This window comes from Kocuria sp. CH-021 (assembly GCF_049716185.1).
Lineage (GTDB): Bacteria > Actinomycetota > Actinomycetes > Actinomycetales > Micrococcaceae > Kocuria > Kocuria cellulosilytica.
The window spans coordinates 44,562-68,264 of sequence record NZ_JBNAFK010000018.1; the positions used below are offsets into that span (position 1 = coordinate 44,562).

Annotated in this window: 21 protein-coding genes; 10 read left to right on the forward strand and 11 right to left on the reverse strand. The window is 64.7% G+C overall.

Annotation, left to right across the window (positions count from 1 at the left end):
- The first annotated feature begins 1,625 nt into the window (after window positions 1-1,625).
- Complete coding sequence (locus ACPYN7_RS13850; RefSeq protein ID WP_424348021.1) at window positions 1,626-4,541, forward strand: hypothetical protein; 2,916 nt, start codon at window positions 1,626-1,628, stop codon at window positions 4,539-4,541.
- A 285-nt stretch (window positions 4,542-4,826) separates the two neighbouring features.
- Entirely contained in the window at window positions 4,827-5,300 is a 474-nt protein-coding gene (locus tag ACPYN7_RS13855; protein WP_424348022.1) for a nuclear transport factor 2 family protein, read from the forward strand.
- A gap of 412 nt (window positions 5,301-5,712) precedes the next feature.
- Here ACPYN7_RS13855 and ACPYN7_RS13860 read toward each other — a convergent pair whose 3' ends face one another.
- Genes ACPYN7_RS13860 through ACPYN7_RS13895 form a run of 8 tightly spaced genes read right to left on the reverse strand, consistent with a single transcriptional unit; the run spans window position 5,713 to window position 14,772 of the window.
- Window positions 5,713-6,144: a DUF4913 domain-containing protein gene (locus tag ACPYN7_RS13860; protein WP_424348023.1), complete on the reverse strand. Its 432-nt coding sequence runs from the start codon at window positions 6,142-6,144 to the stop codon at window positions 5,713-5,715.
- A gap of 3 nt (window positions 6,145-6,147) precedes the next feature.
- On the reverse strand, window positions 6,148-7,956 hold the full coding sequence (locus ACPYN7_RS13865) for a type IV secretory system conjugative DNA transfer family protein (RefSeq protein ID WP_424348024.1): 1,809 nt from the start codon (window positions 7,954-7,956) through the stop codon (window positions 6,148-6,150).
- A complete protein-coding gene (locus ACPYN7_RS13870) occupies window positions 7,953-9,707 on the reverse strand; it encodes an ATP/GTP-binding protein (protein WP_424348025.1) in 1,755 nt (584 codons plus the stop codon). The genes ACPYN7_RS13865 and ACPYN7_RS13870 overlap by 4 nt, the downstream gene beginning before the upstream one ends.
- A complete protein-coding gene (locus tag ACPYN7_RS13875; RefSeq protein ID WP_424348026.1) occupies window positions 9,707-11,224 on the reverse strand; it encodes an SCO6880 family protein in 1,518 nt (505 codons plus the stop codon). The genes ACPYN7_RS13870 and ACPYN7_RS13875 overlap by 1 nt, the downstream gene beginning before the upstream one ends.
- Window positions 11,205-13,052, reverse strand: coding sequence for a type IV secretion system protein (locus ACPYN7_RS13880; RefSeq protein WP_424348027.1), 1,848 nt, complete (start codon window positions 13,050-13,052; stop codon window positions 11,205-11,207). Before ACPYN7_RS13880 ends, ACPYN7_RS13875 begins: the two co-directional genes overlap by 20 nt.
- Window positions 13,045-13,794, reverse strand: a complete 750-nt coding sequence (locus tag ACPYN7_RS13885) for a hypothetical protein (RefSeq protein WP_424348028.1) — start codon at window positions 13,792-13,794, stop codon at window positions 13,045-13,047. Before ACPYN7_RS13885 ends, ACPYN7_RS13880 begins: the two co-directional genes overlap by 8 nt.
- A gap of 46 nt (window positions 13,795-13,840) precedes the next feature.
- On the reverse strand, window positions 13,841-14,140 hold the full coding sequence (locus ACPYN7_RS13890; RefSeq protein ID WP_058875392.1) for a hypothetical protein: 300 nt from the start codon (window positions 14,138-14,140) through the stop codon (window positions 13,841-13,843).
- Entirely contained in the window at window positions 14,137-14,772 is a 636-nt protein-coding gene (locus ACPYN7_RS13895; RefSeq protein WP_424348029.1) for a DUF6668 family protein, read from the reverse strand. The genes ACPYN7_RS13890 and ACPYN7_RS13895 overlap by 4 nt, the downstream gene beginning before the upstream one ends.
- Before the next feature lie 127 nt (window positions 14,773-14,899).
- Here ACPYN7_RS13895 and ACPYN7_RS13900 point away from each other — a divergent pair, with 127 nt between their 5' ends.
- The 6 genes from ACPYN7_RS13900 (at window position 14,900) to ACPYN7_RS13925 (ending at window position 20,460) form a co-directional block, all read left to right on the forward strand.
- Entirely contained in the window at window positions 14,900-15,169 is a 270-nt protein-coding gene (locus ACPYN7_RS13900; protein WP_095651506.1) for a helix-turn-helix domain-containing protein, read from the forward strand.
- A 10-nt stretch (window positions 15,170-15,179) separates the two neighbouring features.
- Complete coding sequence (locus ACPYN7_RS13905; protein WP_424348030.1) at window positions 15,180-16,661, forward strand: hypothetical protein; 1,482 nt, start codon at window positions 15,180-15,182, stop codon at window positions 16,659-16,661.
- Window positions 16,662-16,694: 33 nt separating this feature from the next.
- On the forward strand, window positions 16,695-17,813 hold the full coding sequence (locus ACPYN7_RS13910; protein ID WP_424348031.1) for a transglycosylase SLT domain-containing protein: 1,119 nt from the start codon (window positions 16,695-16,697) through the stop codon (window positions 17,811-17,813).
- The gene (locus ACPYN7_RS13915) at window positions 17,801-18,391 is read left to right on the forward strand and encodes a hypothetical protein (RefSeq protein ID WP_424348032.1); all 591 of its coding nucleotides are present in this window, start codon (window positions 17,801-17,803) and stop codon (window positions 18,389-18,391) included. The genes ACPYN7_RS13910 and ACPYN7_RS13915 overlap by 13 nt, the downstream gene beginning before the upstream one ends.
- Window positions 18,392-18,454: 63 nt before the next feature.
- Window positions 18,455-18,673 (forward strand): hypothetical protein, encoded by a 219-nt coding sequence (locus ACPYN7_RS13920; RefSeq protein WP_017832691.1) that lies wholly within the window; start codon window positions 18,455-18,457, stop codon window positions 18,671-18,673.
- Window positions 18,674-18,837: 164 nt separating this feature from the next.
- Window positions 18,838-20,460: a replication initiation protein gene (locus ACPYN7_RS13925; RefSeq protein WP_424348033.1), complete on the forward strand. Its 1,623-nt coding sequence runs from the start codon at window positions 18,838-18,840 to the stop codon at window positions 20,458-20,460.
- An 80-nt stretch (window positions 20,461-20,540) separates the two neighbouring features.
- On the opposite strand, the gene ACPYN7_RS13930 is transcribed toward ACPYN7_RS13925, so the two are convergent.
- Window positions 20,541-21,173 (reverse strand): Fic/DOC family protein, encoded by a 633-nt coding sequence (locus ACPYN7_RS13930; RefSeq protein WP_424348034.1) that lies wholly within the window; start codon window positions 21,171-21,173, stop codon window positions 20,541-20,543.
- Entirely contained in the window at window positions 21,166-21,363 is a 198-nt protein-coding gene (locus ACPYN7_RS13935; RefSeq protein ID WP_424348035.1) for a hypothetical protein, read from the reverse strand. Before ACPYN7_RS13935 ends, ACPYN7_RS13930 begins: the two co-directional genes overlap by 8 nt.
- A 285-nt stretch (window positions 21,364-21,648) precedes the next feature.
- On the opposite strand from ACPYN7_RS13935, the gene ACPYN7_RS13940 reads away from it, so the two are divergent.
- Together ACPYN7_RS13940 and ACPYN7_RS13945 are read left to right on the forward strand one after the other, a co-directional pair.
- Window positions 21,649-22,419 (forward strand): ParA family protein, encoded by a 771-nt coding sequence (locus ACPYN7_RS13940; RefSeq protein WP_424348036.1) that lies wholly within the window; start codon window positions 21,649-21,651, stop codon window positions 22,417-22,419.
- On the forward strand, window positions 22,416-22,766 hold the full coding sequence (locus tag ACPYN7_RS13945) for a hypothetical protein (RefSeq protein ID WP_424348037.1): 351 nt from the start codon (window positions 22,416-22,418) through the stop codon (window positions 22,764-22,766). The genes ACPYN7_RS13940 and ACPYN7_RS13945 overlap by 4 nt, the downstream gene beginning before the upstream one ends.
- 468 nt (window positions 22,767-23,234) lie before the next feature.
- On the opposite strand, the gene ACPYN7_RS13950 is transcribed toward ACPYN7_RS13945, so the two are convergent.
- A complete protein-coding gene (locus tag ACPYN7_RS13950; RefSeq protein WP_424348038.1) occupies window positions 23,235-23,564 on the reverse strand; it encodes a histone-like nucleoid-structuring protein Lsr2 in 330 nt (109 codons plus the stop codon).
- Between the last annotated feature and the right edge of the window lie 139 nt (window positions 23,565-23,703).

A 23,703-nucleotide genomic window follows, 5' to 3' on the forward strand; every position in this document is an offset into this window, starting at 1 on the left:
GAGGAAGTTCGGGAATCGCTAGCGTCCCGGTGTTCTTCGCCACGGGGTATCCGGTAGGTACGGGATTCGGTGAGTGGGTACCGGGGCTAGATCATCAGATTTTAGCGTTGCCACGAGAACGGGGACGAACACGTCTCCGGCGGCTCATTGCCGCATCGCAGGTTGGTGGCCTTACCCACGCACGTGGGCTCTCACTGCGGGCCACGTTGTGCCGGCCCGGACCCCGATCTGGTTCACTCGGCCCAAAGGTTCACTTCGGGCCGGGACGTGTCCTCAAGGGTGGCTAGCGACCAGCACCACCCTCATAGCTCCCGGGCGACGGCGGCGGGTCGCCGTTGCCGGGGAGGCAATGGCTCACCGACTGTGCATCATCTGCGAAGGGTTGAGGTACATCTTCATGTGCTGTCAGGCAACTCCACCAGCTACCGGCTGGTGTAACCGTTGCCGGTCATGGTGATCGGCTCCTACTCCCTCGAGGTGCAGGAGGAGTGCTCGGCGGGCATCGATCCGACGTAGGCGGCCAGGGACCGGCCGGCGAATTGGTGCCAGTCCCCCGATGTCCACCGCCAGCCCCATATGCGGTCAGGATTGATACCCCGAGCAGGCCCACAACGTGGGAGACCACCGGGCCCCACTAATCTTCGGCGGCAATCACCCCGAGGTGAGTATCCAAGAGGTTTCGACCATCGAGAGACAACAGCACCGTTGCTAGTCACTCCACCCCACATCCTGCATCGACCCGGGCATCTCAAACCAGGCCAGCCCCATCACTTAAGTCACTGCCAGCGGACGCGCAACGAGGCCGGCCGGCCCATAGCCCCGCCGCAGGCAGGGGCTAGACATCGGCGGAGCACCCCCTGAAAACCTCATAGATCCCAATCCGACCCCCGAGGCGGTGTGCACATCCAATCAACCACATGCGCTGAAGGATCACCACGGGTCTTCCGCAATAGCGGCTCGTCACGGTCCAAGCCATCTCCCGCCGCGGGCAACCCGCGCTACCTTGCGAGCAAGACTTCGGGTCAGGCTCAGCGTGGACGCTAGTAGCATCTAACTTTAATGTCAGTGGATAGCGCGGCCGTCCACATGCCGCGGCCAGTGTGAGTCATATTGGGACTTCTGCCTGCGGGCGGACATTGCAGCCACCTTTATTTAAGTGACGCGCCCGCTTCCCGTCTCTTCAACACCCCCCCTTCGTAAAGCGACTTGCAGGGCACGCATCGCCAGCATGGGCTAGACCTTCGTCGAAGGCGCACCATGCAGGTCTCGTCGTTATCTCATCGAATCCGAATCGTCGCATTGGGGCGTACGCGAGAAACGTTTGCCCGACGTCTGACATGGGACTTTACCCTAAAGCCATATTGTCGATCACCATGAGTCTGGGGAAGTGTCCCGTAAGTCTAATGACGACGGATTCATGTGCGATATTTCATGACTAACCCAGGATCTGCAACGGCAGAACTTTCGAATCTCTCGGCAAAGAAATTATATGTCAGCCTGCAGGGAAAACGGAACGTAGGGGGTACCCAGTGGCAAATACAAAAATAGAAACGAGTCCGGAACTAATTGAGGCTGCTATAAGGGCAAAATATCCTGAGGTAACCGAACGCGCTCCCGTCGCGGCTGTGCTGAAGTTCATGGCGGGTCTGGCTAAGCAAGGGTTGTCGCAAGAGGAGATTGTAGAACACACCGTAGAATACAAGACACAGCTGGAAAAAAAATACAAGGAAGGGCGAGATGCCTGGGGTTCCGACTTTGACGACACAGCGCGAGATGCGTTGCGAATAGCAGGCATCACCTCGGGTGCGGCGAAGGGGTTGTCTCTGGCACTAGCTGCGAAGAGTCCCCCACTAGCAGCTGCGGGCCTGCTTCTGTCGGAAGCTACTGATGTTCTCAAAGACATGGGTGAAAATGCCCTAGATCTAACGCCCGTCCAAGATCTTGTACGAGAACAACGCAACCTCTTTAGCACGTACGCAACGTATGACCTAGTTGATGAGTATAATAAAACAGGCTCAAGCATGATCAAGGACTTCCATGACCAATGCTTAGAGGACGAAGCCTGCCAAAAGGCAGCGGCAATAGTTTTCCCAAATCTTGCTGCAGCTGGATCAGACAAAGTTGATGTTCGACCCGGGGCTGTCATTAACGCAAATCCCGATGTATTTAATGAGCTCCTTCAAATTTCCGTGCAGACCGATCTCACGGTAATCGTTGACCTAGACGAACTTAAAGATTCACTCATTTCTGAATACCAAGACAACACAAAAATTTTGCACGAAGACATGGTCGCCGTCCAAGAAGAACTTCAAGCACTAAAAATTGAGCAGACAAACCTGGTAACTTGGCTTAAGAACAAGAGCGCGCAAGAAGAGGCATTAAAGCGACAGGCAGCCCTCGAAGCAGAAATCCAACAAAGGTGGGCGAATGTCCAAAAAGGCATCGAAGTTGCTTCGATAGTCGTTGGGTTGTTCGACAAAAAACTGGGTAGCGATATTCAGCGGGTCGGTACGGCGGGATTGGCAGTTGTCAAGGCAGGCGTCGCCATGGTGAAAGCGGCATCTGCATTAAGCGAAGGCTTCAAGGTCGCCACCGCCCTGGGCTCTGCTGCGGCAACCGGAAACTTTATAGGGGCAGCTGTCGCCCTTATCGGGGCCTTCGGCCCCAGTGGACCCACCCCCGAACAGATGATTCTTGATGAGATCAAGGCCCTCCGCGAGGATATGCAACAGCTTCACACTGATATGACACAGCGCTTCGACCGCATCGATGAGTCCTTGAACAAAATTTACGTCGACGTGTTAAGTAAACTTGATGAAATCGACGTCGCAGTAGGGCAGGTGAACCGCAGGGTGGAAACGGTTCTCGATGAGCTGGATGCCATCCAAGCTGAATTGTACCGGCAACAGGCTTTAATCATCGATTTTTTCCAACAAACGCACAGACAGGAATTGCAAACCACGTTTGTTCAGGCTCTGGGGCGGCCTAAATCTGCGGTAAACCCTCTCATGACTCCCGCCGAATTTCAAAGCTACGAAGGTACTTTCCGTGCATGGGCAACAGTCCACTGTGCTAAGGACATCGAAGTTCCGGTAAATTCCAAAAGTGTAGCTGACGCTGATCTTCACAACGAGTTGAAGGGTCTCCCCCTCGAAAATGTCGCGTATCTAAACAAGGTTGTAGCTGAAAAAGGGTGGCCTGCATTTGCACCCACAGGGCAGACCGAACGGCTAGTCAATGCCCACACATGGATGATTGCCGCGTGTGGATACAGTCAACTGGAAGGTGAGTGGACCGCGCTGGCTGCCCAAACTACCAGCGCAGCTCCTAATGCGCGACGCGACGAAGTCGCGGCTCCTGGACACGCCATTCTTTCCGCGCTCCGACAGATTCCCAAGCGCGACAGCGGAAATCTTCTCGAGCGGGCCGTTGAAAATCTCGAAAATAAGTACCTCTTATATGAACAGCAGATACAGGCCGCTGAAGATCAATGGGAGGCTGGTGACGTATTACCAGCGATTCTGCAAGTTGATCCAGCAGCAGTGCGCGTGCCCGTGTTTCGTGCCGACCCTCGTCACGATTACGGTTACGTCCCCAGAGTGTATGTCTGGCGTGGTGGTGCGGCAGACCCGGAACCTGGCTTCGAGTTGGCCCCGCGCCTGGTGCAGAATGTCCCGGCGGTCTTCCGAAACGCCACTTTTACCAATAGCCCTCCCGCCAAGCCTGTGATGCGAGTCACCGTCACCGTCAGAGAATACGAGTGGGGCGAGTGGGTGACAGTCCCTGATCATCGCCCCGGTATTCCTAGACCTATTGACCCCGACGAACCGCCGGAACCTCCGAAAACGAAGGACGTGTACATTCGTCACACGGGTACTGAGTACACCGCTCAACTCACGTATCAGGGACAAGTGATCGGCGCAGGCTCCCACGACGACGACATGGGAGCGTCGTTTGGCGAGGCATGGTCTAAGATGCGGTGGCATATCAAAAGTGAAGGTGACCTGGATTTAACCGCCGCGTTGTCAGATATCGACGTCTCACGTCGTTGGTTGTGGAAGGATCATTTTTATCCGACGTTGTGGAACAAGCAACTCGGATACGTCACCGTCAACGACCCCCTGCGAATTGCTGCAGATGAGCTCGACGGGGCACTCCGTTTGGTTGACTGCCTCTTGGACTTGGGTTTGCCCACAGCACGTGTCAACGACGAAATGCTGGTGGCACTACTAAACGGGCGTCCTATGTGGGTAGATGGTGTCGGCCTTTTTGGCTCTCGGGAGTTCCTGGCTCATCTAGATCCTGCAGGTGATAAGCCGTCACCTGCACCCGTAGACAAAGGATTTGTCGACTACCTTAATGAGGTCAGGCAGCTGCCCCTCCAGATATTGGCAGAGCGTGTCGTTGCCTACCAGAATGCTCTGGATGCCGTAGAACACCAGGAATTCTACCGGGACATCGAACTGACCTTATCGCGGTTGTCCCTGGCCGGCGATCTAGTGGATCTTGCCCGTCCAGGTCTATCGCCGGTCGATCCCTGATATCTGACCATCACTGTCGGAAAATGAGCGTTCTTCCTCCGGATCAACCTTCCGGCTACCGCTTGAACAGTGGAGGTATCGGCTGATGGATGCAGCATGACAACGGAGCCCGAATACCGGCTAGAATTTGTCCGGCTCAATACCTTCTGTTTTTTCACTATGGTATTGCCTACGACTTGTAGCTGGGGCTGTAGAAAAATGAAGTGGCAATGTGTTTCCTGGACAATATCATTCAGGCTAATGTCGTTTCACTTAAAACGTAGTATCTATATGTCGATAAGGAATATGATGTTTGAAAAACAACATGTGGTTCAGCTTGCCGATATGAATTTTAGGTTTGGAGAACTCGAGTTACAGGCCTCCAGGGAAATGGTTGGGGAGACGAAGTTCTCCGATAGAGTCGATGCTGAAGAAAAAATGATAGATACTCGCGCGGAGTTCCAAAGCTACTTGGACGATGAGATGGTATTTCGTCGAGGGGATGGAACAATCGCCACTAAAGAAGAGTTTCTGGCGTCACTTGAGAACGAGGGAAATTTAACTTCTGAACTGAGAAGTAAGATTGTTCTGATCGAGGTTCGTGGTACGCAGGCTATCGTGATTATCCTTGTTTATCTCAAGGGTACTCGCAATGGAAAAGAAATTGATGCCACTTTCCGAAATATTCGTTTGTTCGAGTTTCGCGATGACTGGAAATGCGTCATGTGGTTCAATAAGCCGTATTCGAGTGATGAGTATACGTCTAGCGAAAATTGGTAGCATTTACTTCCCTCCATGAGATACAGATTGTTCTTGTGGTTCAAGACAAAATGACGGCGCATGGAGTGTGTGGTGCGGGGAAGCCGAACCCGACACATCGCCGTTGTTGAACTGACCGTGGTGCCACGCCGAGCGCGCAAGTGATCGTCCAACAGCTCCGCCCTCATTTGCTGGTTGTAGGCTACGGTTTTTGTGTCAGCAGTAGAAGGTGCGCTTTACCAGTGCCTTTATGGCCCGCGCGTTGGAGTCCGTCATGTCCCGTACGGGGTTAGGCCAATCGGTCTCACACTACTTGTTGAAGAGCCACTTATGCGCTTATATGTCAAACTTTTGATCACAGTGTTTTAGGGAAGAGCGGTTTGACGGGTGCATCCCCCTGGTGCACACCCGTGTGTGGAATTAATTGAGCCGCTTACTCGAAAAGCCCAGCAGGTGGTGGATCCAGTGGTAGGGGTATCCCTTTGGGTCCGTGTGTTTTGGGTGTGCAGCCGTGGAAGGGCCCTTTTTCGTCGAAAAGTGTTCGCATGGTGGGGTCGGCGTAGTCGCGCCACCACACCGCCAACCCTGTGGTGGGATCGGTGCGCAGGTTCTCCCAGGCGCGCCAGAGGCCGGTGAGGCGGCTGACGGCTTCTTCGTGGCGCCACCATTGGGCGCACCAGGTGAAGGTGGTGGCCCGGCCGGCGAGGTCGATGTCGCGCCGGTACTGGTAGGCCAGGTGCTCGGTGACGAACTCGGCCACGTTCGCGTAGACGAGCTCCCGCTCCCCCTCCCCCGGTCCGGTTTCCTCGAGGGTTTCGTCGTCGATGTCGTCGTGGCAGTTGGTGCGGCGGGCACCCATGTCCATGGTCTACTCCTTCACCAGTGCCGCCCACCGGTTCCCCGTGGGCTCGGCCGGGCTCGGCTCAGCGGCCTGGATTTCGGGTGCGGGCGCTGCTGCGGCGGGGGCGTCGGTGGGTGTGTTGTGTGCGGCTTCGGAGGCCGCGGCCGCGTCGGCGTAGGGGCGGTCGTTGATCGGGACGGTGCGCAGCAGCACGGCCCGGGCCCCGGAGCCGAGCATCACCGCCCTGCCCTTGGGCAGGGCGGCCAGGTCCGCCACGGAGAGGATGTCGTCGGTGGCGTCCTGGCGGGAGGTGGAACCACTGTCCTTCTGCCGGGAGGAGGAGACGGAGGTGTAGGTGTACTTGCCGATCAGCTCCGAGAGCATCTTGAGGAAGCCCTCTTCTTTGACGTTGCCGCCGTAGGTGACGACGTTGGCGGTGGAGAACAGCTTGCGCATCCCGGATTCTCCCCACACGTCCACGCCCTGGGACCAGGACTGCAGGAACGTGGAGACCACGATCCCTCGGGACCCGTAGTGGCTGTAGAGGTCGGGCAGGTTCGCCCAGCGGCAGACGTTGGCGGCCTCATCGAGCACGCAGACCATGGGGGTGGCCAGCCGGCCTCCGGCCTGGGTGACGGCGTGTTCCTCGGCGGCGGTCACGGTGGCCACGGTCAGGGCGGTCACCAGGGGACCGGCGGTGCCGGCCCCTTCTTTGGAGAGGGCGTAGAGGGTGTGCTTCCCCCGCACGAACGCTGACGGCGAGAACTGCGGGCGGTCATCGTCCGGTCCCGTGGGGTTGACCCAGGCGGCGATCTTCTCGTTCTTCAGGCACGCGGCCATCTGCAGGGCGGTGGAGTACACGCTGCCCCGGTACTTCTCGGGCTGGCGGATGGTGCTGGCCACCGAGTCGGCTTCCTTGCCCCACCCGTGCGCGTCGAGGAGTTTGGCGGGGGTGTCGTCGGTGGAGCGGGTCAGCCAGTAGTGCACCCGCTCGATCGGCTCCCCGCCACAGGCGGCGGCGAGCAGGAGCCCGGCCAAGAGGTCCTTGCCGGCGGAGTCGAAGTGGGCATCGCCCATCTTCGCTCCGGCGGGGCGGGAGCCGGCAGCGAAGTTGTTCGCCATCTCGGCGGCGCGCTCACTGTCGGTGACGTAGGTCAGCGGGTTCCACCACCAGGTGGGTGTCTCCCCGGCCACTCCTTGCGGGTCGAAGACCCAGACGTCGCCGTCGGTGGCGCGGACGTCGCGGGTCAGATCGGAGAGGTCGCGCTTGTTGGAGGTGGCGATCACCGGTCCCGGGGCCTCGATGATCGACGGGGCCGCCTGGGAGGTGGTCTTGCCGGTACGGGTGCCCCAGATGTGCAGGAGGGTGTCCTCCCAGGAGGCATATAACGTATGCCCGCCGCGGACCATCTTCCCAATCATCACCCCCGGTGCTTCCACCCCGAAGCGAGCCGCCTTGGCCTTGGCCTGCTTCTCGGTGAAGGGGGCGACGTCGCGCACCGACGCCATGCGCGGCGCTGCGCGGTCGTGCTTGACGACCTTCTTCGCCTTCTGGTGGCGCTTGAAGCCCCACAGCACGAACAGGGCTGCCGCCAGCAGCCCGAGGGCGGCGGCCAGGACGATCTCGGTGGTGCGCCACGGGAGGTCTCCGGTGAAGACACCCAGGGACCGTTCCCAGTACCCGGTGGGCAGCGGGTCGGTACGCGGGGTCAGGGCATGGCCGGCGCTGGCGAGAACGTAGAGGATGGCCGGGATGCCGACGAGGGCGAAGAGCAGAGTCAGCAGCAGGGCGACTTCCCCGCCACCGGCCTTGTACTTGCGGTCCAGGGAGCTCATCGTTCGCCCCTCTCCTGAGCGGCGCGGAACTTGGCCTCGTGCCACTTCTTCTCAGTGTCGTGCACCTGGGACCGGCGCTCGGTGGGGGTGAACTCCATCGAGAACGGAATCCCGGCCCTCGCACCGACCTTGATGAAGAACTTCCCCTGACCCGGCGGCGGGGAGGTGGTGCGATCGTCGAAGTACCACTGGCGGTTCTTGGGGTCCTCCAACCAGGCCCGCAGCTCGGCCTCATTGATGGCCGATGCGCCGGTGGGGGTGTACACGTCATCGTTGGTGTACTGAATCTCCTCATCACCCCGGCGATTCCAGGCCGGCGGGTCCTGCCAGATCGCCAGCTGCTCCTGCTCACGCATCGACAGCGGCACCGACTCGGTCAGCAGCGGCATCTCGGACTTGGCCAGCCCACCCAGGATCTTGATCCCGCAGCGGTCCATAATGCCTTTGGCCTTGGCACGGTCCTCCTCGCCGCGGACGGCCAACAGGTCGGAGGGGGTATGGGAGGCCATGATCTGCCCGACCCCCATCTCCCGGTTCAAACGGGTCAGCGCGTTGACCTGATCGACGATGCCGGGCCCGGCGGCCAGGGTGTTCCACAGCTCATCGAGGATGAGCAGGAACCGCTGCCGGGCGATCACCCCGTCATCGGCGAGCATGTTGGAGGTCCGCACCGTTCCGGTGCCGATGGACCAGCAGGCCAACAGCGTGGCCGCCCGCAGGTCGGACTCGGACTGGGAGATGCGAGAGAGGTCGAAGACCATCGGCCTCGAGGCATCGATCTTGTTGGTGGAGGGGCGGGCGAACATCTGCCCGAAGGCCCCGGTCCCGCACAAGGAGTTCAGCGAGGACTCCAGACCCTCCGTGATGGCCTCGTAACGCTCGTCGTTGCCGCGATCCAGGGAGACCTCGCGCACCTCGACCGGCTTGTCCTTGAGCACCTGGCGCAGGTCCGCCATGACCGGGACCGTGCCGGACTCGGCGTGGCGGGCTTCCAGGACGGTGAGGCACCGATCCAGGATCTGGTCCTCGCGCTCGTCCAGCGGCTTCTTGCGCAGAATCGCGATCAGCGACCGGATCAGGTCAAAGCGCCGGGTGTGCAGATCAGCCAGCAGCTCCTCCGCCTTCGCGGCAGAGAGCAGCTTGGCCGCCGCGACCGCTCCGGCGTCATCGAGCGGGTTGATGTGGCCCACCCCGCGGCCCAACGGCAAGACGGCCCCACCGAGGGCTTCGATCATGGCGACGTGTTCGCCCTTGATGTCTCCCAGGACCATCGGCCACACCCCGAAGGCGGCCAGCCCGATGGCCATCCGCCGCAGCAGGGAGGACTTGCCCAGCCCCGGGTTGGCCATGATGAAGGCCGAGGGGTTGGCGATCACCCGCAGCTTCTGGAACCAGGAGATCGGGTCACAGCACACCGGCTCCCCGGAGAGCAGGTTCCGGCCCAAAGGGACGCCTTCCAATGGGGAGCCCCCGCCCATGGGGAAGGGGAAGAGTCCGCAGACCTGGTAGTTGGTGCCGCGCATCTCCCGGATCGGGTGCAGCAGCTGCGCCTCGCCCAGTCCCCGGCCCTTGTGGCCCCGCGGGCCCGGGCGACGGGTGGAGGCGGCAGTCACCGAGGTGCTGCCGGTGCGCTTGGGCTTGGCGAACACCTTGCCCAGCTTCACCCGGGCGAAGGCACGGTCCAGGACGGTGGTTGAGGCGTTGCCCCGGGAGGCGGGGAGGATGATCTGATCGCGTTTCGTGGTGGCCATCAGAGGGCGTTCCTCACGGTCGAAGGCAGGGCCAGATGGTCCGGGATGACCACGCCCAGCGGGAGGCCGGCGGCGAAGGTGGAGTCCTGGGCCCCGTAGGCCTCCTCCAGGCGGATCCGCGCCGAGGTCCCGAGGTTCTCGATGATGGCTTCGGCCTCGTCGAGCTCGCCGCGGGTACGGACGGTGGCGGTGACCACGAGGCCGAAGTTCAGCAGGCCGGCCCCGTCGGCCTCTTCGGCGGCGGTGGCCTGGGCGGCGCGGGTTTCTCTCGTGTCGCGGGCGGTGGCGCGGTTGCGGGAGGAGGCGTTGAAGGTGGCGGTGTTGATATCCGTTTCCACCATCTGCGCCGCCCTCGCCGGGTCGATGGGCCGGTAGAGCAGGGTGACGCGCTTGCGCACCAGCTCCGGATTCGGAGCGATCAACCCCTGGAGCACGTTGGCCTGAACGGTCGAGCGCGGAGGCACCGACATCGCCCAGGACTTCGACCAGGAGTTGTTGTGGTGGTAGCAGTCCCAGAAGGTGTCGGCGGCCTGCGGGCCGACCTCACTCCAGTCCAGTTCCGGGGCCACCCCCTGGGCGTGGGCCCGGTCGAAGAGGATGGCCTCGGCCGGGTCGTAGGCCACCCGGATGACCTCGCACAGCTGCTGGGCGGTCAATGGTGCGGCCACCCCGGCCCCGGTGTCGTTCAGCGACAGGGTGAGATTGGGCAGCCGTGAGGCCAGATCGTCCGCCACCTCGGCGGCGTTGCGGATGCGCCCGCCGGCCCGCACGGAGGCTTTGAAGGTCACCGCGATGTAGGCCCGGGTGACGGTGGCCCCGGTGGGCAGCATCTGCACGGTCTCGTTGATGACGTCGCGGGCGAACTGGGGTGCGTTGTCGACCATGCGGGCTTCGATCTTCCGGGCCAGCCGGTACCCGGAGTCCGGGGCGGTCTCGATGGTCACCGAGGCCGCGGTCAGCCCGGGTTCGTCGGTGAGCATGCCCAGCCAGTGCGCCCAGCGGTCCACCCACCGGTTGATGTGCTCCTGATCGACCATGCCTCCACCGTCGGGCTCGGAGGAGAACACCACGGTGTAGTGGTGTTTCTGCGGGACCTCGAGCAGAGCGAAGGGGCGGCCGTAGCCGTCGACGTGCTCGGTGATCCTGGATCGGGCCGAGACCCCGGGCAGCTTCGTGGTCCCTGAAGGCACCCGGGACACCGGCCCGGCCCGGTAGACATTGGCTCCGCTGTAACGGGTGTTTGCCCACCCGGCGCGCCGCACGATGCGCTCAATGAGGGTGCGTCCGTGCTTGTTCTTCTGCATGGACAGCGCGATCAGGGTGAGGATCACCGCTTCGAAGCCCAGGGCCACCAGCCACAGGTTGAGCATCATCAGCAGGATCCCGCCGACCACCCCACCGATCAGCAACACGGTGCCGGCGGTCGACAGCCCGGCCAAGCCCTTGGAGGCCGGCGTGCGGAAGTTGCCGTACACCCGCGGCCGGCTCTCGTCCGTTCTAGCTTCGGTCTGCGCCATCAGGGCGGCCCTCGTTTCCGGTCTCGTTGGCGATCTGCGCCTTGAACGCACGTGCCTGTTGCTGGGCGGCCTTCGCCGCTTGTCCCGCGCCGGTGGGGCCCGTGGGGCGGGCCCCGGAGCGTGCCGGTGGTGCACCAGCACCGGAGCCGGGCGTGTAACGAGCCCCTGTCCCAGCTCCGGTGCGAGGTGCCGCCCCGGTGCCGGGGGTCGGTTGCGCCCCGGTTCCCGTCGAGGACTTCTGTGCACCGTCCTGGCCGGGGGTACCCGGGTAGCCCGCTCCCGCCGCTCCGGTGCCGCCGGTGCTTCCGCCGGTGCTGGAGGTGCCGGCCGTCGCGCTGGACTCGGTGGCCTGGGAGACGGCTTCCCCGGTTTTCTGCACGGCGTTGGCGGCCGCCATGCCCGCCGCCACGGGTGCAGCTGCAGCGCCGGCCGCCGCAGCACCCGCGGAGCCCGCCGTGCCCGTGGCACTGGCCCCAGCGGCGCCGCTGGCTCCACCGGCAGCTGGCGACGGGCTAGCGGGCGCGGAACCTGAGCCGCTCTTCGAGGGCGGCGTGGAGGAGGAGTCAGAGCCGAACCCGCGCCCGGACCGGGCCAGGTGGGAGGCGCCCTGCGGGATCGCCGCGCCCATCGCCGCGATCCCCAGCGCCCCGCCGCTGCTACCGCCGGAGGAGGACATCGAGCCCAGCACGGGGCTGAGGAAGCCGATGAGCACGGGCAGGGCGAACACGGAGGCGACGATCATCATCAGCCCGGCGGCGAACTGGATCAGCCCGCTGCCGGAGTCCTCCCACACCCCGGTGGTGGACATCTTGATCGCCAACCCGTAGATCAACGCGGCGGCGGGTTTGTAGAAGGCGAAGGCCAGGGTCCAGGCGATGACCTTCTGGAAGAAGTTCTTGCCCGTCTCGGTGTTCAGGAACGCGGCGGAGAGTGGCAGGATCCCGGCCATCAGGAACAGCATCCCGGTGCGCAGCACCATCAGCATCAACTGGATGAGGTTCACGATGATCGCCACGATCCCGCCGACGATGATCAGGATGACGTTGCCGCCCAACCACACCGGATCCGCCGCACCTGTACTGGTGGCGTTGTCCAGGGCCAGGAGCTTGAGCACGTCGGTCTGGAAGTCCTCCCCGATGGCGGAGTCGATGATTTGGACGGCCAGGGCGTCGGTGCCGGCCACCAGGACGTTGAGAATCGTCACCCCCGAGGCCGTGACCACGGCCAGGGTGAGCAGATTCTTCAGCAGGTCGCGGGCCGGTTCAGCGCGCTGGGTCCAGGCCATCTGAGCCCCGGCGATCATCACGCTCAGCGCGGCCACGGCCAGGGTGAGGTAGAAGGTCTGGTCCTGGATGAACCCCACCGACCCGGACAGGTTCGGCGCCCGGGCGGGGACGAGGAAGCCGATCAGGCTGGTGGCCCCACCAATCAGGGCCGCCCCGGAGGCCAGCACGGTGGCCGTGTTCACCAGGCCGGCCCCGTCGCCGCGGCGGGCGTTGGTGGCCAACACGATGCCCAGGAACAGCACCCCGAACACGCACACACCCAGCCCGATCCAGCTCGCGTAGCTCAGCAGCAGATCGACCTGATCGTTGAACACACCCCGGACCGGAGCCTCAGCAGCGCCGCCGTTCTCGCTAATGAGGCTGGCGCTACCCACCGTGGTCCACATGGATCCAAGAGATGCGATCGTGTCGACCACGGCGGAGGTCACACCGTCCGCGATCTGATCCAGCGCATCCCCGGCTGCCCCGGTGAGCGCATCGCTGATTCCTTCCTTCGTGTTGCAGACGAGGTCGAGCCTGCCGCAGCTTTCCTCCTCAGCCATCGTGGGGTCCCCACGTGATGTACCCGTTCAGGTCTGACACCTGGCCGGCAACAGGGCCTGTGTCTCCGTTGTCGCGGAACACGAAGCGCCAATCACCGTCCTGCCAAACCATGTCGGCGCTGCTGGTGATGTACGTCTTCTCTGATCCGTCGTCTGCAGCGGCCACTACTTCAACGCTGGCCTTGTCGCCGGTATAGGAGAGAAGACGGAAGCCGGCGATCTGCACAGGAGTGGTAGATGCGTCGTTCTCCGCGATGCGCTGTCGGATCTGCCCGATGTTGATGTCCTTGCCCGGGCCGTCCAAAGCCAAGGCTTGAGTCGTGTCCAGGAGGAGCTGCGGGTCATTGCTGGAGGCCAACATGTTGGCGACGCTCAGTAACGCCCCTTCGGGAGTGTGGGAGTAGCAGGAGCGCACACCCGTTGACTCATCCACGGTGCCCGGTCCGTGCTCCTCCGAGGACGGCGCGTAGATCGCGCCCAGGGCGGTCCATTCGACGTCCTCGGGGGCCTTCGTGAGGGTGGTGCCGCCGGTGGCGTCTAGACCGCACACCGATTCCTCGCCCGATACTGCTTCGGCGGTCGTGGCTGGTGCCGGTGCAGCCTGTGAGGGTTCTTCGCCGTCGGGCCATAGCCACAGGACGATTCCCAGCACGATCAGCAATGCGACGAGGACGGTTGAGACGAGGAAGCGGGGGGCCTTCCACCAGGTGCTGTTGTCGTCGGTCTCGATCTGATCTGTCACCTGCTGCTCCTCTGATGCGGGGGGTTGGTCTTGCGGAGGCCAGAGGTCATGCCCCGGAGATGAAGGAGAGGATCGAGGCGCCGCCGGAGATCAGGGCCACGGCCAGGACGATCTTGATGATCCCGGAGACCTCTTCGGTGGTCTCTCCGCGGCGGGCGTCGAAGGCCATCTTTCCGCCGACAACCAGCAGGCCCAGCACGGCGATGCCCAGGGCGATCCACTTGCCGACACCGACCATGCGGTTCCAGGTGTCACCGATCCCAGGAGGGGCCAGCGGGTCGGAGTCGGGCAGGGCGGCCGGCAGCGCCAGCATCGTGTCCTGTGCAGCCAGTACGAGGTCGATCATTGGGGGGTCCTCTCAGAAAGTGCTTCATCGGCTGCCTCACCGAGGGCGGTGAGGACTTTTCTCGGCTCCCGGGCCATGGACGCCCAGTCCACGGTCCCGGTGAGCCGGAGCTCTTCGATCCACGGCACCACCCAGGTGGAGGGCACACCGCCGGAGACCACCCGGGTCGCTGCGGCCAGGGACTTCGGGGTGCGGCCTGGGGCATCGGCCACCAGGACCAGGCCTTGGAGGTCGACATCGGGGTGGGCGCCGGCCGCCCAGTCGCGGGCGGCGAGACGGGCGGCGTCGAGGCCCCGTTTGTTCTGCCGGGCCACGAGGAACACCGGCGCCGGGGCGTGCTGGATCTCCTCATCAGGGCGGGCGGGCCACCGGTGATGGCAGGCCACGCCGCCGAGCAGTTCGGCCAGCACGGACTCCCCGGCCCCACCGTGGACACCGAGCCAGAACACGTCATGGGCGGTAGTGAGAAACCGCCCCAGTCGCCCCTCGTCCTCGGAAAGACCGGTCACGCCTCGCTGGGGACCTGAGGCGCCGCGCAAGACCGTGACGGTCTCCTCGGTGACGTCTTCGAAGATCGGGCGGGTCTGCTCCTGGGTGGAGGGAGACACCAGCTCGGCCCAACGGTTGTCCATCACACCTCCTCGGTCGCAGGGCCTCTAATAGACTGGACCCTATGTGCATTAGACAACACTGAGAGAGGATTAGCAATGTTAAACAACAGTAGACAACAAACGAGTATGACTGTGTACAGTGCCCAGTATGAGGGCGCAGGTGATCGTCGTGTCTGACGCGCTGGACCGGCTCTTCGAGGGCCTGCCCGAGCGGCTGACCGTCGACCAGCTCGCGCAGGTGCTCGGACTCGGTGATCGCACCATCACCTACCGCTGGTTGCGCGACGGCATCGTGCCGGCGATCAAGCTCGGCAAGACCTGGCTGATCCTGCGTGACGACATCAAGGAACACCTTCGCTCTCAGTACAACGTCCCCCATTCCACCGACAATGACGGGGCGCACACGAACGAGGAGTAGGGAGAGCACCATGGCTCAGGCACTGGAGCGGCCGGTCTGCACGGCCAGGATCGCCGCCGACGACAGCGTGGAGGTGACGATCGACCGGGTCCCCTACGAGTTCGCCTCGATGCCGGCAGCCATCGCCCACGTCGTCTCCATCGCCGATGACCTGGGGCGACCGGTGAAGCTGACGGCCATCGACCCGGCCTCGGTGACCGAGCCGGAGACGCGACTGATCGTCGCCGCGGACGGCTCCGTGACAGCAGATGCCAGTGCCTCGGCCAAGAAACGACCCTCCCGTGGAGGCTCTTCACGTGTTGTCACAGTCGACGACCTCGTACCGGAGCCTGAGGAGGCGACACGCCCGGTCGCGGCCACCGAACCAGCCGCTGACCTGAGCGAACACCAGCGCGCGGAGCCTTCCATCGATGCGGAGACCCCGCAGACGCTTCCCAAGGCCGATGTCCCCCATTCGGGGGACGCATCCGAGCTCTCAGCTACGGACCCACTGCCAGAGACCACCGCGGGCGACACGCCCGCCGGCGACCCGGCGCCCAGCAGCTCCACACCGACCCCGGTCGTCGCCGAGGCCGGTGATCCCCGCCTGCAGCTGCGCCGGGAAGCGACCACGGATCAGCCCGAATCCCCCGCCCGCCACGGGTGGCGTGGTTGGTGCAACCAGAGGCTCGGACTGTCCCTGGCGGCCTCGGCCGCCGAGCGGGCGTCCCGGGCACGCCGCACCCGGATTCAGCGGCCGCTGGAGACCCACCGCACCGTGGCGGTGCTCCAGCTCAAGGGCGGGGGCGGGAAGACCACCACCGCCTACCACTTGGCCGCCACTGCCGGGCGGGTGCGCGGGGGCAACATTCTGGCCGGGGAGTTCAACGAGAACCAGGGCACCCTGGCCGAACGCTCCCTGGCCGGCGGCCACGACCGCACCACCCTGGATCTGATCCGCAACCTGGAGACCGTCACCCGGCGCACGGCCGACCTCGTGCGCTACGTGCGCCCCCAGGGAGATGACCGGATCCACGTGCTCGCCTCCCCACCCGAGGGCACCGACCGCACCCGGGTGGACGGACGCTCCGTACGCGCCGCGCACGAGACGCTGCGGTCTCTCTACAGCCTGATCCTGCTCGACACCGGCAACTCCGCCCAGTCCTCCACCTGGCGCGCCGCCGTGGACGTCGCGGACTCCCTGGTGCTGGTGGCCCACAACCGCGAAGACGACGCCCGGCTGCTGGAAGCCACCGTGGCCGCCGTCGCCGCCGAGGGCCACGGGCAGAAGCTGGCCCGGTCCGTGCTGGTGGTCTCCAACACCGCCACCAACAACACCGAACGTCTCACCCGCCTGCGCGAGTACGCCCAAGCGGTCGGGTTGGCCGGGACCGTCGTCATCCCCTTCGACAAGTCCCTCCAAGAAGGACGCGCCTTCCACTACGACGCCCTGCACCCAGCCACTGTGCGGGCTTACGAGGAAGCCACCGCCACCCTGATCGACCAGCTCTGACCCGCAGACCTCCCATCCCCCCAGGAGGCTGTGATGTCGGCTGGATCCCCCCGTGCCCTCGGCGCCGTCGTGGCGCTGCTGTTGGTCTTCGCCATCGGCTCGATCGTGGCCTTAGCCGTGCTCGTCGCCACCCTGGCCGAGGACGAAGAACAGGCCTCAGCCGGCTCCTGCACCGTCACCGCCGTCACCACGGGCAACGACAGCGGTAAGGAGCGGGCACCGAACATCCCCAACGGCTGGGCACCACTGGTCGAAGAAGCCGCCAGGACCGCCGGGCTGCCGGTGAGCGTGGTGGCGGCACAACTGGCCCAAGAATCCGGGTGGAACCCGGACGCCACCAGCCCGGCCGGCGCCCAAGGCATCGCCCAATTCATGCCCGCCACCTGGGCCACCTACGGCGAGGGTGGGGACCCCTTTGACCCCGAGGATGCGATCCCTGCTTACGGCCGCTACATGGCCGCCCTCAAGACCGAAGTGCGACCGATCGCCGGTGACGACGCCGGCCAGCTCGTGCGCCTGACCCTGGCCGCCTACAACGCCGGCCCCGGGGCAGTTGAGCAGCACCAGGGCGTGCCGCCGTACCAGGAGACCCGCGACTACATCGACACGATCCTGGACACCGGCCAGTCCCAGTTTTCCGCCCACTGCCAGGCCCCCACCGGGGCCCTGGCCTGGGACGGAGACCTCGGCGACGGCGAGTGGACCACCCCGCTGCCCGGGGGCGTGTTCACCTCCGGCTACGGCGGCCGCGCCCTGGCCGGAGTCCCCGGGTGGGCCAACCAGCACGAGGGCGTGGACATCGCCACCCCCGGAGCCGGCAACGGCCGCGGTGGGGTCGTCGTCGCCCCCACATCCATACGGATCACCGGGTTCAACGCCACCGACGGGTGCGTGATCGCCAAGGAGAACGGAGACGACCCCGACTTCGGCTTCGCCTTCTGCCACCTGCACTCCTGGGACGTGGCCAAAGGCCAGCAGCTCAAACGCGGTGACGTCATCGGTACCGAGGGCAACCGCGGCCGGTTCGGCATGGTCACCCACCTGCACTTCGAGATCTACAAACCCGACGCCCCGGAGATGGTCTTCCCTTACCAGGGGCACAACCTCAACCCCGAGCCCATCCTCAAACAGAAAGGAGCATGGCCGAAATGACCCGACACCGCCTGATCACCGCCCTGGCCCTGTGCCTGCTGCCCTTGACCGCCTGCGGGCCCGAGGGAGCACAGCAGACCAGCGAGCAGACCACCGTTCCTGCCACGGCCACGCCCTCCCCCACCGAGCTCACCCCCGGGGAAGGTACCTTCCCCGACCCGGACACCGTGGAGCGCAGCGACGTGGAGGCCACCGCCGAAACCGCCGCCCTGATGCTGCACTCCTGGGACACCGCCACCGACCGCACCCAAACCGCCGCAGCCATCCGCACCAAACCGCTGATGTCAGAGGATTGGGCCGCACATCAGGTCGAGCCGGAACGCAACGGCAACCAGGCCGCCTGGCTGGAACCCGCTGAGCACCAGGCCTATAGCGCACCCAGCGTTATCCCGGCCGTCGGGGACGTCTCCCGCGACGTCGCCGACGACAAAGCCATCCGCGCCTACGACCTCACCTGGCGATGGATCAGCCGCGACGACCACCAGATCGAGGCCACCGGCCAACGCCAAGTCGTCATCTACCTCGAGAAGCTCAACGGCCAGTGGGACGTTGTGGGCCACCAATCCCATGACCTGTAGCGATCCGACCGACACACCCACGAACTTCTAGCGCTAGTACAAGCAATGTGAGAGGGTGGGCGTATGACGGAGTACACACCGCCCAAGCTGCTCGGGAAGCGAGTGGCGTTCAGCATGCGCGTCCTGCCCGAGCAGCACCGCCGTGCGGCGGAGAAGGCAGCTGCTCTAGGGCTGTCCCAGGCGGACTACGTCGGCGCTTTGATCGACCGTGACCACGGATTGCCGAATGCGATAGATGATCGGCAGAACGCTGAGGAGCTCCCCATCACCAAAACCGCTTAAACGACTGACGGCCCGCCGTGGAGGGCGGGCCGTCGAAGTCAATCAGCTGTCGTGAGTTTGGCGACCTAGAACAGCTGGTTCAACAGAAACCGGATGAGAACTGCATATGAACCCATTACCAGGGGACCGTTGTGTCCCCTAGTGTACCTGAGGCGCGTCCGCAAGTGGACCCCGCCTTACTCGACATTGCCCTTTTTTGCCCCGAGACCCCGACCCGCCGGTTCCTTGAGCACCACCGGATCGAGTACTTCCGGTGCGGTCAGACCAAGTCGCAGGCGTTCCCGAACCGTGGGCGGCCTGCTGGTGACTTCGCGTTCATCCAGCTCAACCCGGCCGATTGGTTGAACTTCCTCGTCGTGGACGTCGATGACGAGGACGCGTTGTTGAACCTGATGCACCCGGCCGTGCCCGAGCCGACCTGGATCATCGAGAACCCGCAGACTGGTCATGTCCAGGCCGGATGGGCGATCGAGCCGGTCTACCGGGGCGAGGGCGCTCGGCCGGGCCCGATCCGCTACGCGGAGGCGGTGCAGCGGGCCCTGGACCGGCTGGTGGACGGGGACCCGTGCTTCACCCGGTACCTGGTGCGCAACCCAGCCGCTGCGTTCCCGGCCGGGCGCGTGTGGTGGGGCCGCAGAGCCAGCCCATGGTCTCTAGGGGATCTCAAGGCGCACATGGCCGAGTACACCGACCCCTTCCACGACGAGGCCATCGACGGACCCGCCACACCAGCCTGGGACCCGGGCACGCCCCTGCTGGGACAGTCCGGCATCCCGCGAATCTCTGTCTCGGACGCCGCCACGGAGGTGGGGCGCAACACCGCGATCTTCCGCGCCACCCGCCGGTGGCTGTGGGACCAGCGGCAGGCCCGCCACCAGACCCCGACGGAGGCCGCCTCGATCGCCCACGCCAGGGCGCTCAACGCCCAGCTGCCCCACCCCCTTCCCGATGGCGAGGTCGCCTGTCTGGCGCGCTCGGCCGTCCGTCAGGTCAACGCCGGCAAGGGACGCCCCACCTCGACCAGTGGTTCCGATGCTGCACACGAGTATCTAGCGCGGATGGGCCGCCGCGGCGGGAAGGCCAGGACCGAGGCCAAGGCGCGTGCGGCGGCAGACAACGCCGCCCAGGCCCGTCAGGCCCGCACCCGCCGTGTGGGGCAGCTGCGGGCTCTAGCGGTGCAGTTGCGGGCGGCGGGGGCGACCTACCGGGCCATCGCCGAGGCCGTAGGGCGTACTACACGCACCGTGATGGCCTGGTTGAAAAGCGAGCCCATCACACCCGCTGGCAGCCCCGTCGAGGAGGGTGAAGTTCTCCAAGCAACAGGTATTGGTTCCGCCCCCGAGGTGTGCCCCGCCCCCTCCCCTAGTGTGGAAGTGCCCCCCGGACCTGCCGATGAAGAGGATGCCCCCGTGACGAGTGAACCCGCCTACCAGTGGCCCGCAGGCGTCCTACCTGGAGAACCAGACCCCGACTTCCGGGATCGGCTCCTCCCCGAGCACCGCGGCCTCACTCTCTGGGTGCCCCTGGACTACCTGGAGGATCATCCCACTGGCTCCGGGTACTGGTCTTTCACGACCGCCTCCGACTACTGGGAGACAGTCAAGGACGGACCGTTCCACGGGGCTGCGCTGGGTGGGCGAGAACTGCACGTCACTGAAGTTGGGGCCCGTGTTGGAGAAGTCCACGGACTGCGCTTCCCACACTTGACCGCCGTCTCCTACGAGGTCACTCGAGTCGCTGGCGACTCCCGGTGGTCAGCACGGTTCCCCGGCTACATCGTCCACTGACGCGTCGCGTCCAAGGTCAGTGTCGCAGTGCTCTCAGGGACTTCGCTGTCCTCGGGCCTGTCCGACCGCTAGCTGGTCCGTTAGGAACGCGGCCGACGGTGGTGAGGTGCGGGAGTGAGGATCACCGCGAACATTTCCTGCAAGGCAGCGAGGTCATGGTCTTCGGCTGCGGCCCGGGACGCAGCGTCGTTGACCGCCCCGGTGATCTGGATCCAGTCCAACCACCAGCCGGCGGCTACCGCCAGACGATCGAAGAAGAAGCGCTGGGTGCGCCCGTTGCCCTCCCGGAACGGATGCAGATAGTTGACCTGGTCATAGTGATAGGCCAACCGTTCGATGAACCGCTCCCGATTCAGGTGCTGCAGGTAGCGGTCCTGGCGGAGCTGATCGAAGACGAAACCGGCCGAGCGGGTGATCATCGACACCGGCAGGAACGGCTGCGCCCTCGGGACCGTCTTGCGCAGATCCACGGTGCGCAGCTGCCCCGCCCAGGGATAGACGTCCTGGAACAGCTGACGGTGAATGGCTTGCAGCTCAACCAAATCTCGGGTGGGCGCCGGTGGATGGCGCCACAGCTGCAGGGTGCGGACCGCCACCAGGTCGGCTTCCGCGGCGGCGAGCTCTACGGCGGTGCGGGCGCCGATCAGGTTGGTCAGGATCCCGGTGTGCGGGTCCAGATACGGGTCGCGGTGCGGGCCGGGGGCCTCACTCAAGGCCGTAGCGGGCGCGCGTGCGCCGAACCAGCTCCTCGACCTCGAGCCCACCCTCGGCGAAACGATCCAGCTCCGCACGGGTCGCGGCAGTGACGTGAAGTCCTTCCATGGCCGCACTGTGCACCACGGAGACCACCTGCTGTGCCCGGTCTACATCGAGAGTCGGTGGCAGAATGTGCTGCTGCGCCATGGAACCTCCCCGGTGGTGTGTTGGGCCGTGCTATGCGCTCTAGTCTACCAAGCGCCCCTGACCAGCACCTGGCGTCATACGCGCCGGGGATGCCAGCCTCGGCTGCGAAACGTACTCTCTGGTCCAACATCCCTGTCCACGACGACACCCCAGAAGCATGATCTGTATAATTAATGGTAGATAGCTAGCTAGTTAGCATGCTAGATAACTAGGTAGAAAGCTGGGTAGCAATCCAGCTAACTAGGTAGGTGGCTTGATGGCCCGCAAGCTTGATAGCTTGAAAGCATGCAAACCCTCATGGTGTACAGCGAATCCGGTGGAGTCACTAAGACCACTACCGCCGTCTCCCTAGCAATGGTCGCCGCCGCCGAGGGACGTCGAGTCGTCCTCGTTGACCTCGACCCCCGCGCGGCCTCCACGAAGTGGTTCGGAGTGCAGCCCACGGCGGAAGGAATGCATGTCGGAGCGATCCTGGGCGATGAGAATCCTGAAGGCTGGGCCGAGGATCTCGCGGTGCCGAGTGGGTGGCACCCGAACCTCCGGGTCATTCCCTCGGCTCGCAACGTCTCCAACCGGGAGGCTGACCGGGCAGATCATGCGGAGCTGCGGCTGAAGATCTCCCTGACCGGCCTTCAGGCGGATGTGGTGGTCATTGACTGCCCGAACCGGCAGGGTGGGCCGTTGACGCTGTCGGCGTTGAACGCGGCGGACACCGTGGTCTACGCCGCCACCGCCACCAGCGATGGCATCGACGGGGTGGACGGGGCGAGGCGCACGGTCGCCCAGTTCCGCCGGCACCGCCAGCAGCTGGGCGCCCCGGACACCCTTACCGAGGCCGGCATCGTGGTCGGCGGGGTGAAGGAAACCATTATGAGCCGGGCGGCGGTGGCCAGCCTCGAGGAGCTGCGGGCCACGGGGTTGTTCTTGGAGCCATTGATCCCGGACCGGGCCATCGTCCAGGAGGTACGCATTTCGGGGGAGTGGTACGGCCAATACCGCAAGGGCTCCCGGGTCCTGGATGCCTACACGGCGATCGCGAAGAAGGTGCTGCGATGACTGAGAAGCCCGAGCGTCCCGCCTCGCTGGCCCGCCGCCGGCCCCGCCCGGCCCCGGATGAGCACATCGACCCGGTCGACTACACACCCCCACGCGCTACCCCACCCCAGCTCGCGACACCGCAGGTGTCGTCCCCGCCGATCCAGGCGGCACCGGTGGCGGAGCCTGCGGTGGCCGCGCCCAAGCGGGGCCGGGGCCGGCCGCGCCGGGAACCCACGATCCAACTGGGGGTGCGGGTGGCCCAGGACGTCTCTGACCTGATCGAGGAGCTCACCGAGCACGACGGCACCGCCCGCGCGGTGATCGAGAACGCGGTGCGCGCCTACGCCCAACAGCTCAACCGATAACACCCGGACCCCGGTAGGGGAGGGGGCCGGTCGCGGGCGGCTTTCCCATGGTCGGCGAGGAAGGAACCCGGCTCACCGTTGCTGGTGGGCCGGGTTCTCTCATTCTTTGGACAGGCGGCGGGATGGGGTGGGTGGTTCCGTGGGTCGTCGAACGACGCCGGTGCCCGCGCTCGATCCGAAAGCTGCCAGGGCCAAGCCCCAGCGAGGCCTGTTGTCGGGCGCCAAAGGGGCGACCAGCGCTGTCCAGGTTGGACGCGGGGCGTCCCGGGGGCACCGTGGCCGGGAACGGATCCTCAGTCCGTCACCGGCTGCTCACCGTGCGGAGGGGCAACGGTGACGAGGTCCACGTGCTCGAGCCCTGCCCCGAGACGTTCCCCGGTGATGCCGCGGCCGTGGCCGCCGGCATCAGAGCCCGCTGTCGCGGAGCACCCGGACAGGCATGGGGTACCCGGGTAGGGGAGTGGGGGTCTACTGGGCGGCGTAGTAGGCGTCCTTGACGGACTGGTGGATGCGGCCGCGGTCGGAGACCTCGTATCCGTTTTCCTTCGCCCAGGCCCGGATCTTTGCCGTCTCCGGGTTACCACCAGTGGAGGAACGGGTCCCGGTAGTCCGGGGGGACTTGGACTGGGCCCGCCGGCCGGCGGTGGCGTAGGGGCGCAGGGCCTCCCGCAGCTTCTCCGCGTTGGCGGTGGAGAGGTCGATCTCGTACTGCCGGCCGTCCAGACCGAACTGGACGGTCTCATCAGCAGGACCACCCTCGAGGTCGTCCTCCAGAATGATCTGCACGCTCTGGGCCATCACAGCACCTTTCCCTTTGTCTCGTCATGTCTTTCGCTGGAGTACGCCCACAAGCAGAATCTCCGGCACCGACTCACTTTCCCGCATGCCCTTGAGGGCAGCTGAGGTGGCGCGGGTTGTGCTTCACGCTTTCAGACGC

Coding starts and splice junctions, on each gene's coding strand:
- ACPYN7_RS13855 (WP_424348022.1), top strand. CDS start 4,827: ATGATGTTTGAAAAACAACATGTGGTTCAGCTTGCCGATATGAATTTT.
- ACPYN7_RS13860 (WP_424348023.1), bottom strand. CDS start 6,144: ATGGACATGGGTGCCCGCCGCACCAACTGCCACGACGACATCGACGAC.
- ACPYN7_RS13865 (WP_424348024.1), bottom strand. CDS start 7,956: ATGAGCTCCCTGGACCGCAAGTACAAGGCCGGTGGCGGGGAAGTCGCC.
- ACPYN7_RS13870 (WP_424348025.1), bottom strand. CDS start 9,707: ATGGCCACCACGAAACGCGATCAGATCATCCTCCCCGCCTCCCGGGGC.
- ACPYN7_RS13875 (WP_424348026.1), bottom strand. CDS start 11,224: ATGGCGCAGACCGAAGCTAGAACGGACGAGAGCCGGCCGCGGGTGTAC.
- ACPYN7_RS13880 (WP_424348027.1), bottom strand. CDS start 13,052: ATGGCTGAGGAGGAAAGCTGCGGCAGGCTCGACCTCGTCTGCAACACG.
- ACPYN7_RS13890 (WP_058875392.1), bottom strand. CDS start 14,140: ATGATCGACCTCGTACTGGCTGCACAGGACACGATGCTGGCGCTGCCG.
- ACPYN7_RS13895 (WP_424348029.1), bottom strand. CDS start 14,772: ATGGACAACCGTTGGGCCGAGCTGGTGTCTCCCTCCACCCAGGAGCAG.
- ACPYN7_RS13900 (WP_095651506.1), top strand. CDS start 14,900: ATGAGGGCGCAGGTGATCGTCGTGTCTGACGCGCTGGACCGGCTCTTC.
- ACPYN7_RS13905 (WP_424348030.1), top strand. CDS start 15,180: ATGGCTCAGGCACTGGAGCGGCCGGTCTGCACGGCCAGGATCGCCGCC.
- ACPYN7_RS13910 (WP_424348031.1), top strand. CDS start 16,695: ATGTCGGCTGGATCCCCCCGTGCCCTCGGCGCCGTCGTGGCGCTGCTG.
- ACPYN7_RS13915 (WP_424348032.1), top strand. CDS start 17,801: ATGGCCGAAATGACCCGACACCGCCTGATCACCGCCCTGGCCCTGTGC.
- ACPYN7_RS13920 (WP_017832691.1), top strand. CDS start 18,455: ATGACGGAGTACACACCGCCCAAGCTGCTCGGGAAGCGAGTGGCGTTC.
- ACPYN7_RS13935 (WP_424348035.1), bottom strand. CDS start 21,363: ATGGCGCAGCAGCACATTCTGCCACCGACTCTCGATGTAGACCGGGCA.
- ACPYN7_RS13940 (WP_424348036.1), top strand. CDS start 21,649: ATGCAAACCCTCATGGTGTACAGCGAATCCGGTGGAGTCACTAAGACC.
- ACPYN7_RS13945 (WP_424348037.1), top strand. CDS start 22,416: ATGACTGAGAAGCCCGAGCGTCCCGCCTCGCTGGCCCGCCGCCGGCCC.
- ACPYN7_RS13950 (WP_424348038.1), bottom strand. CDS start 23,564: ATGGCCCAGAGCGTGCAGATCATTCTGGAGGACGACCTCGAGGGTGGT.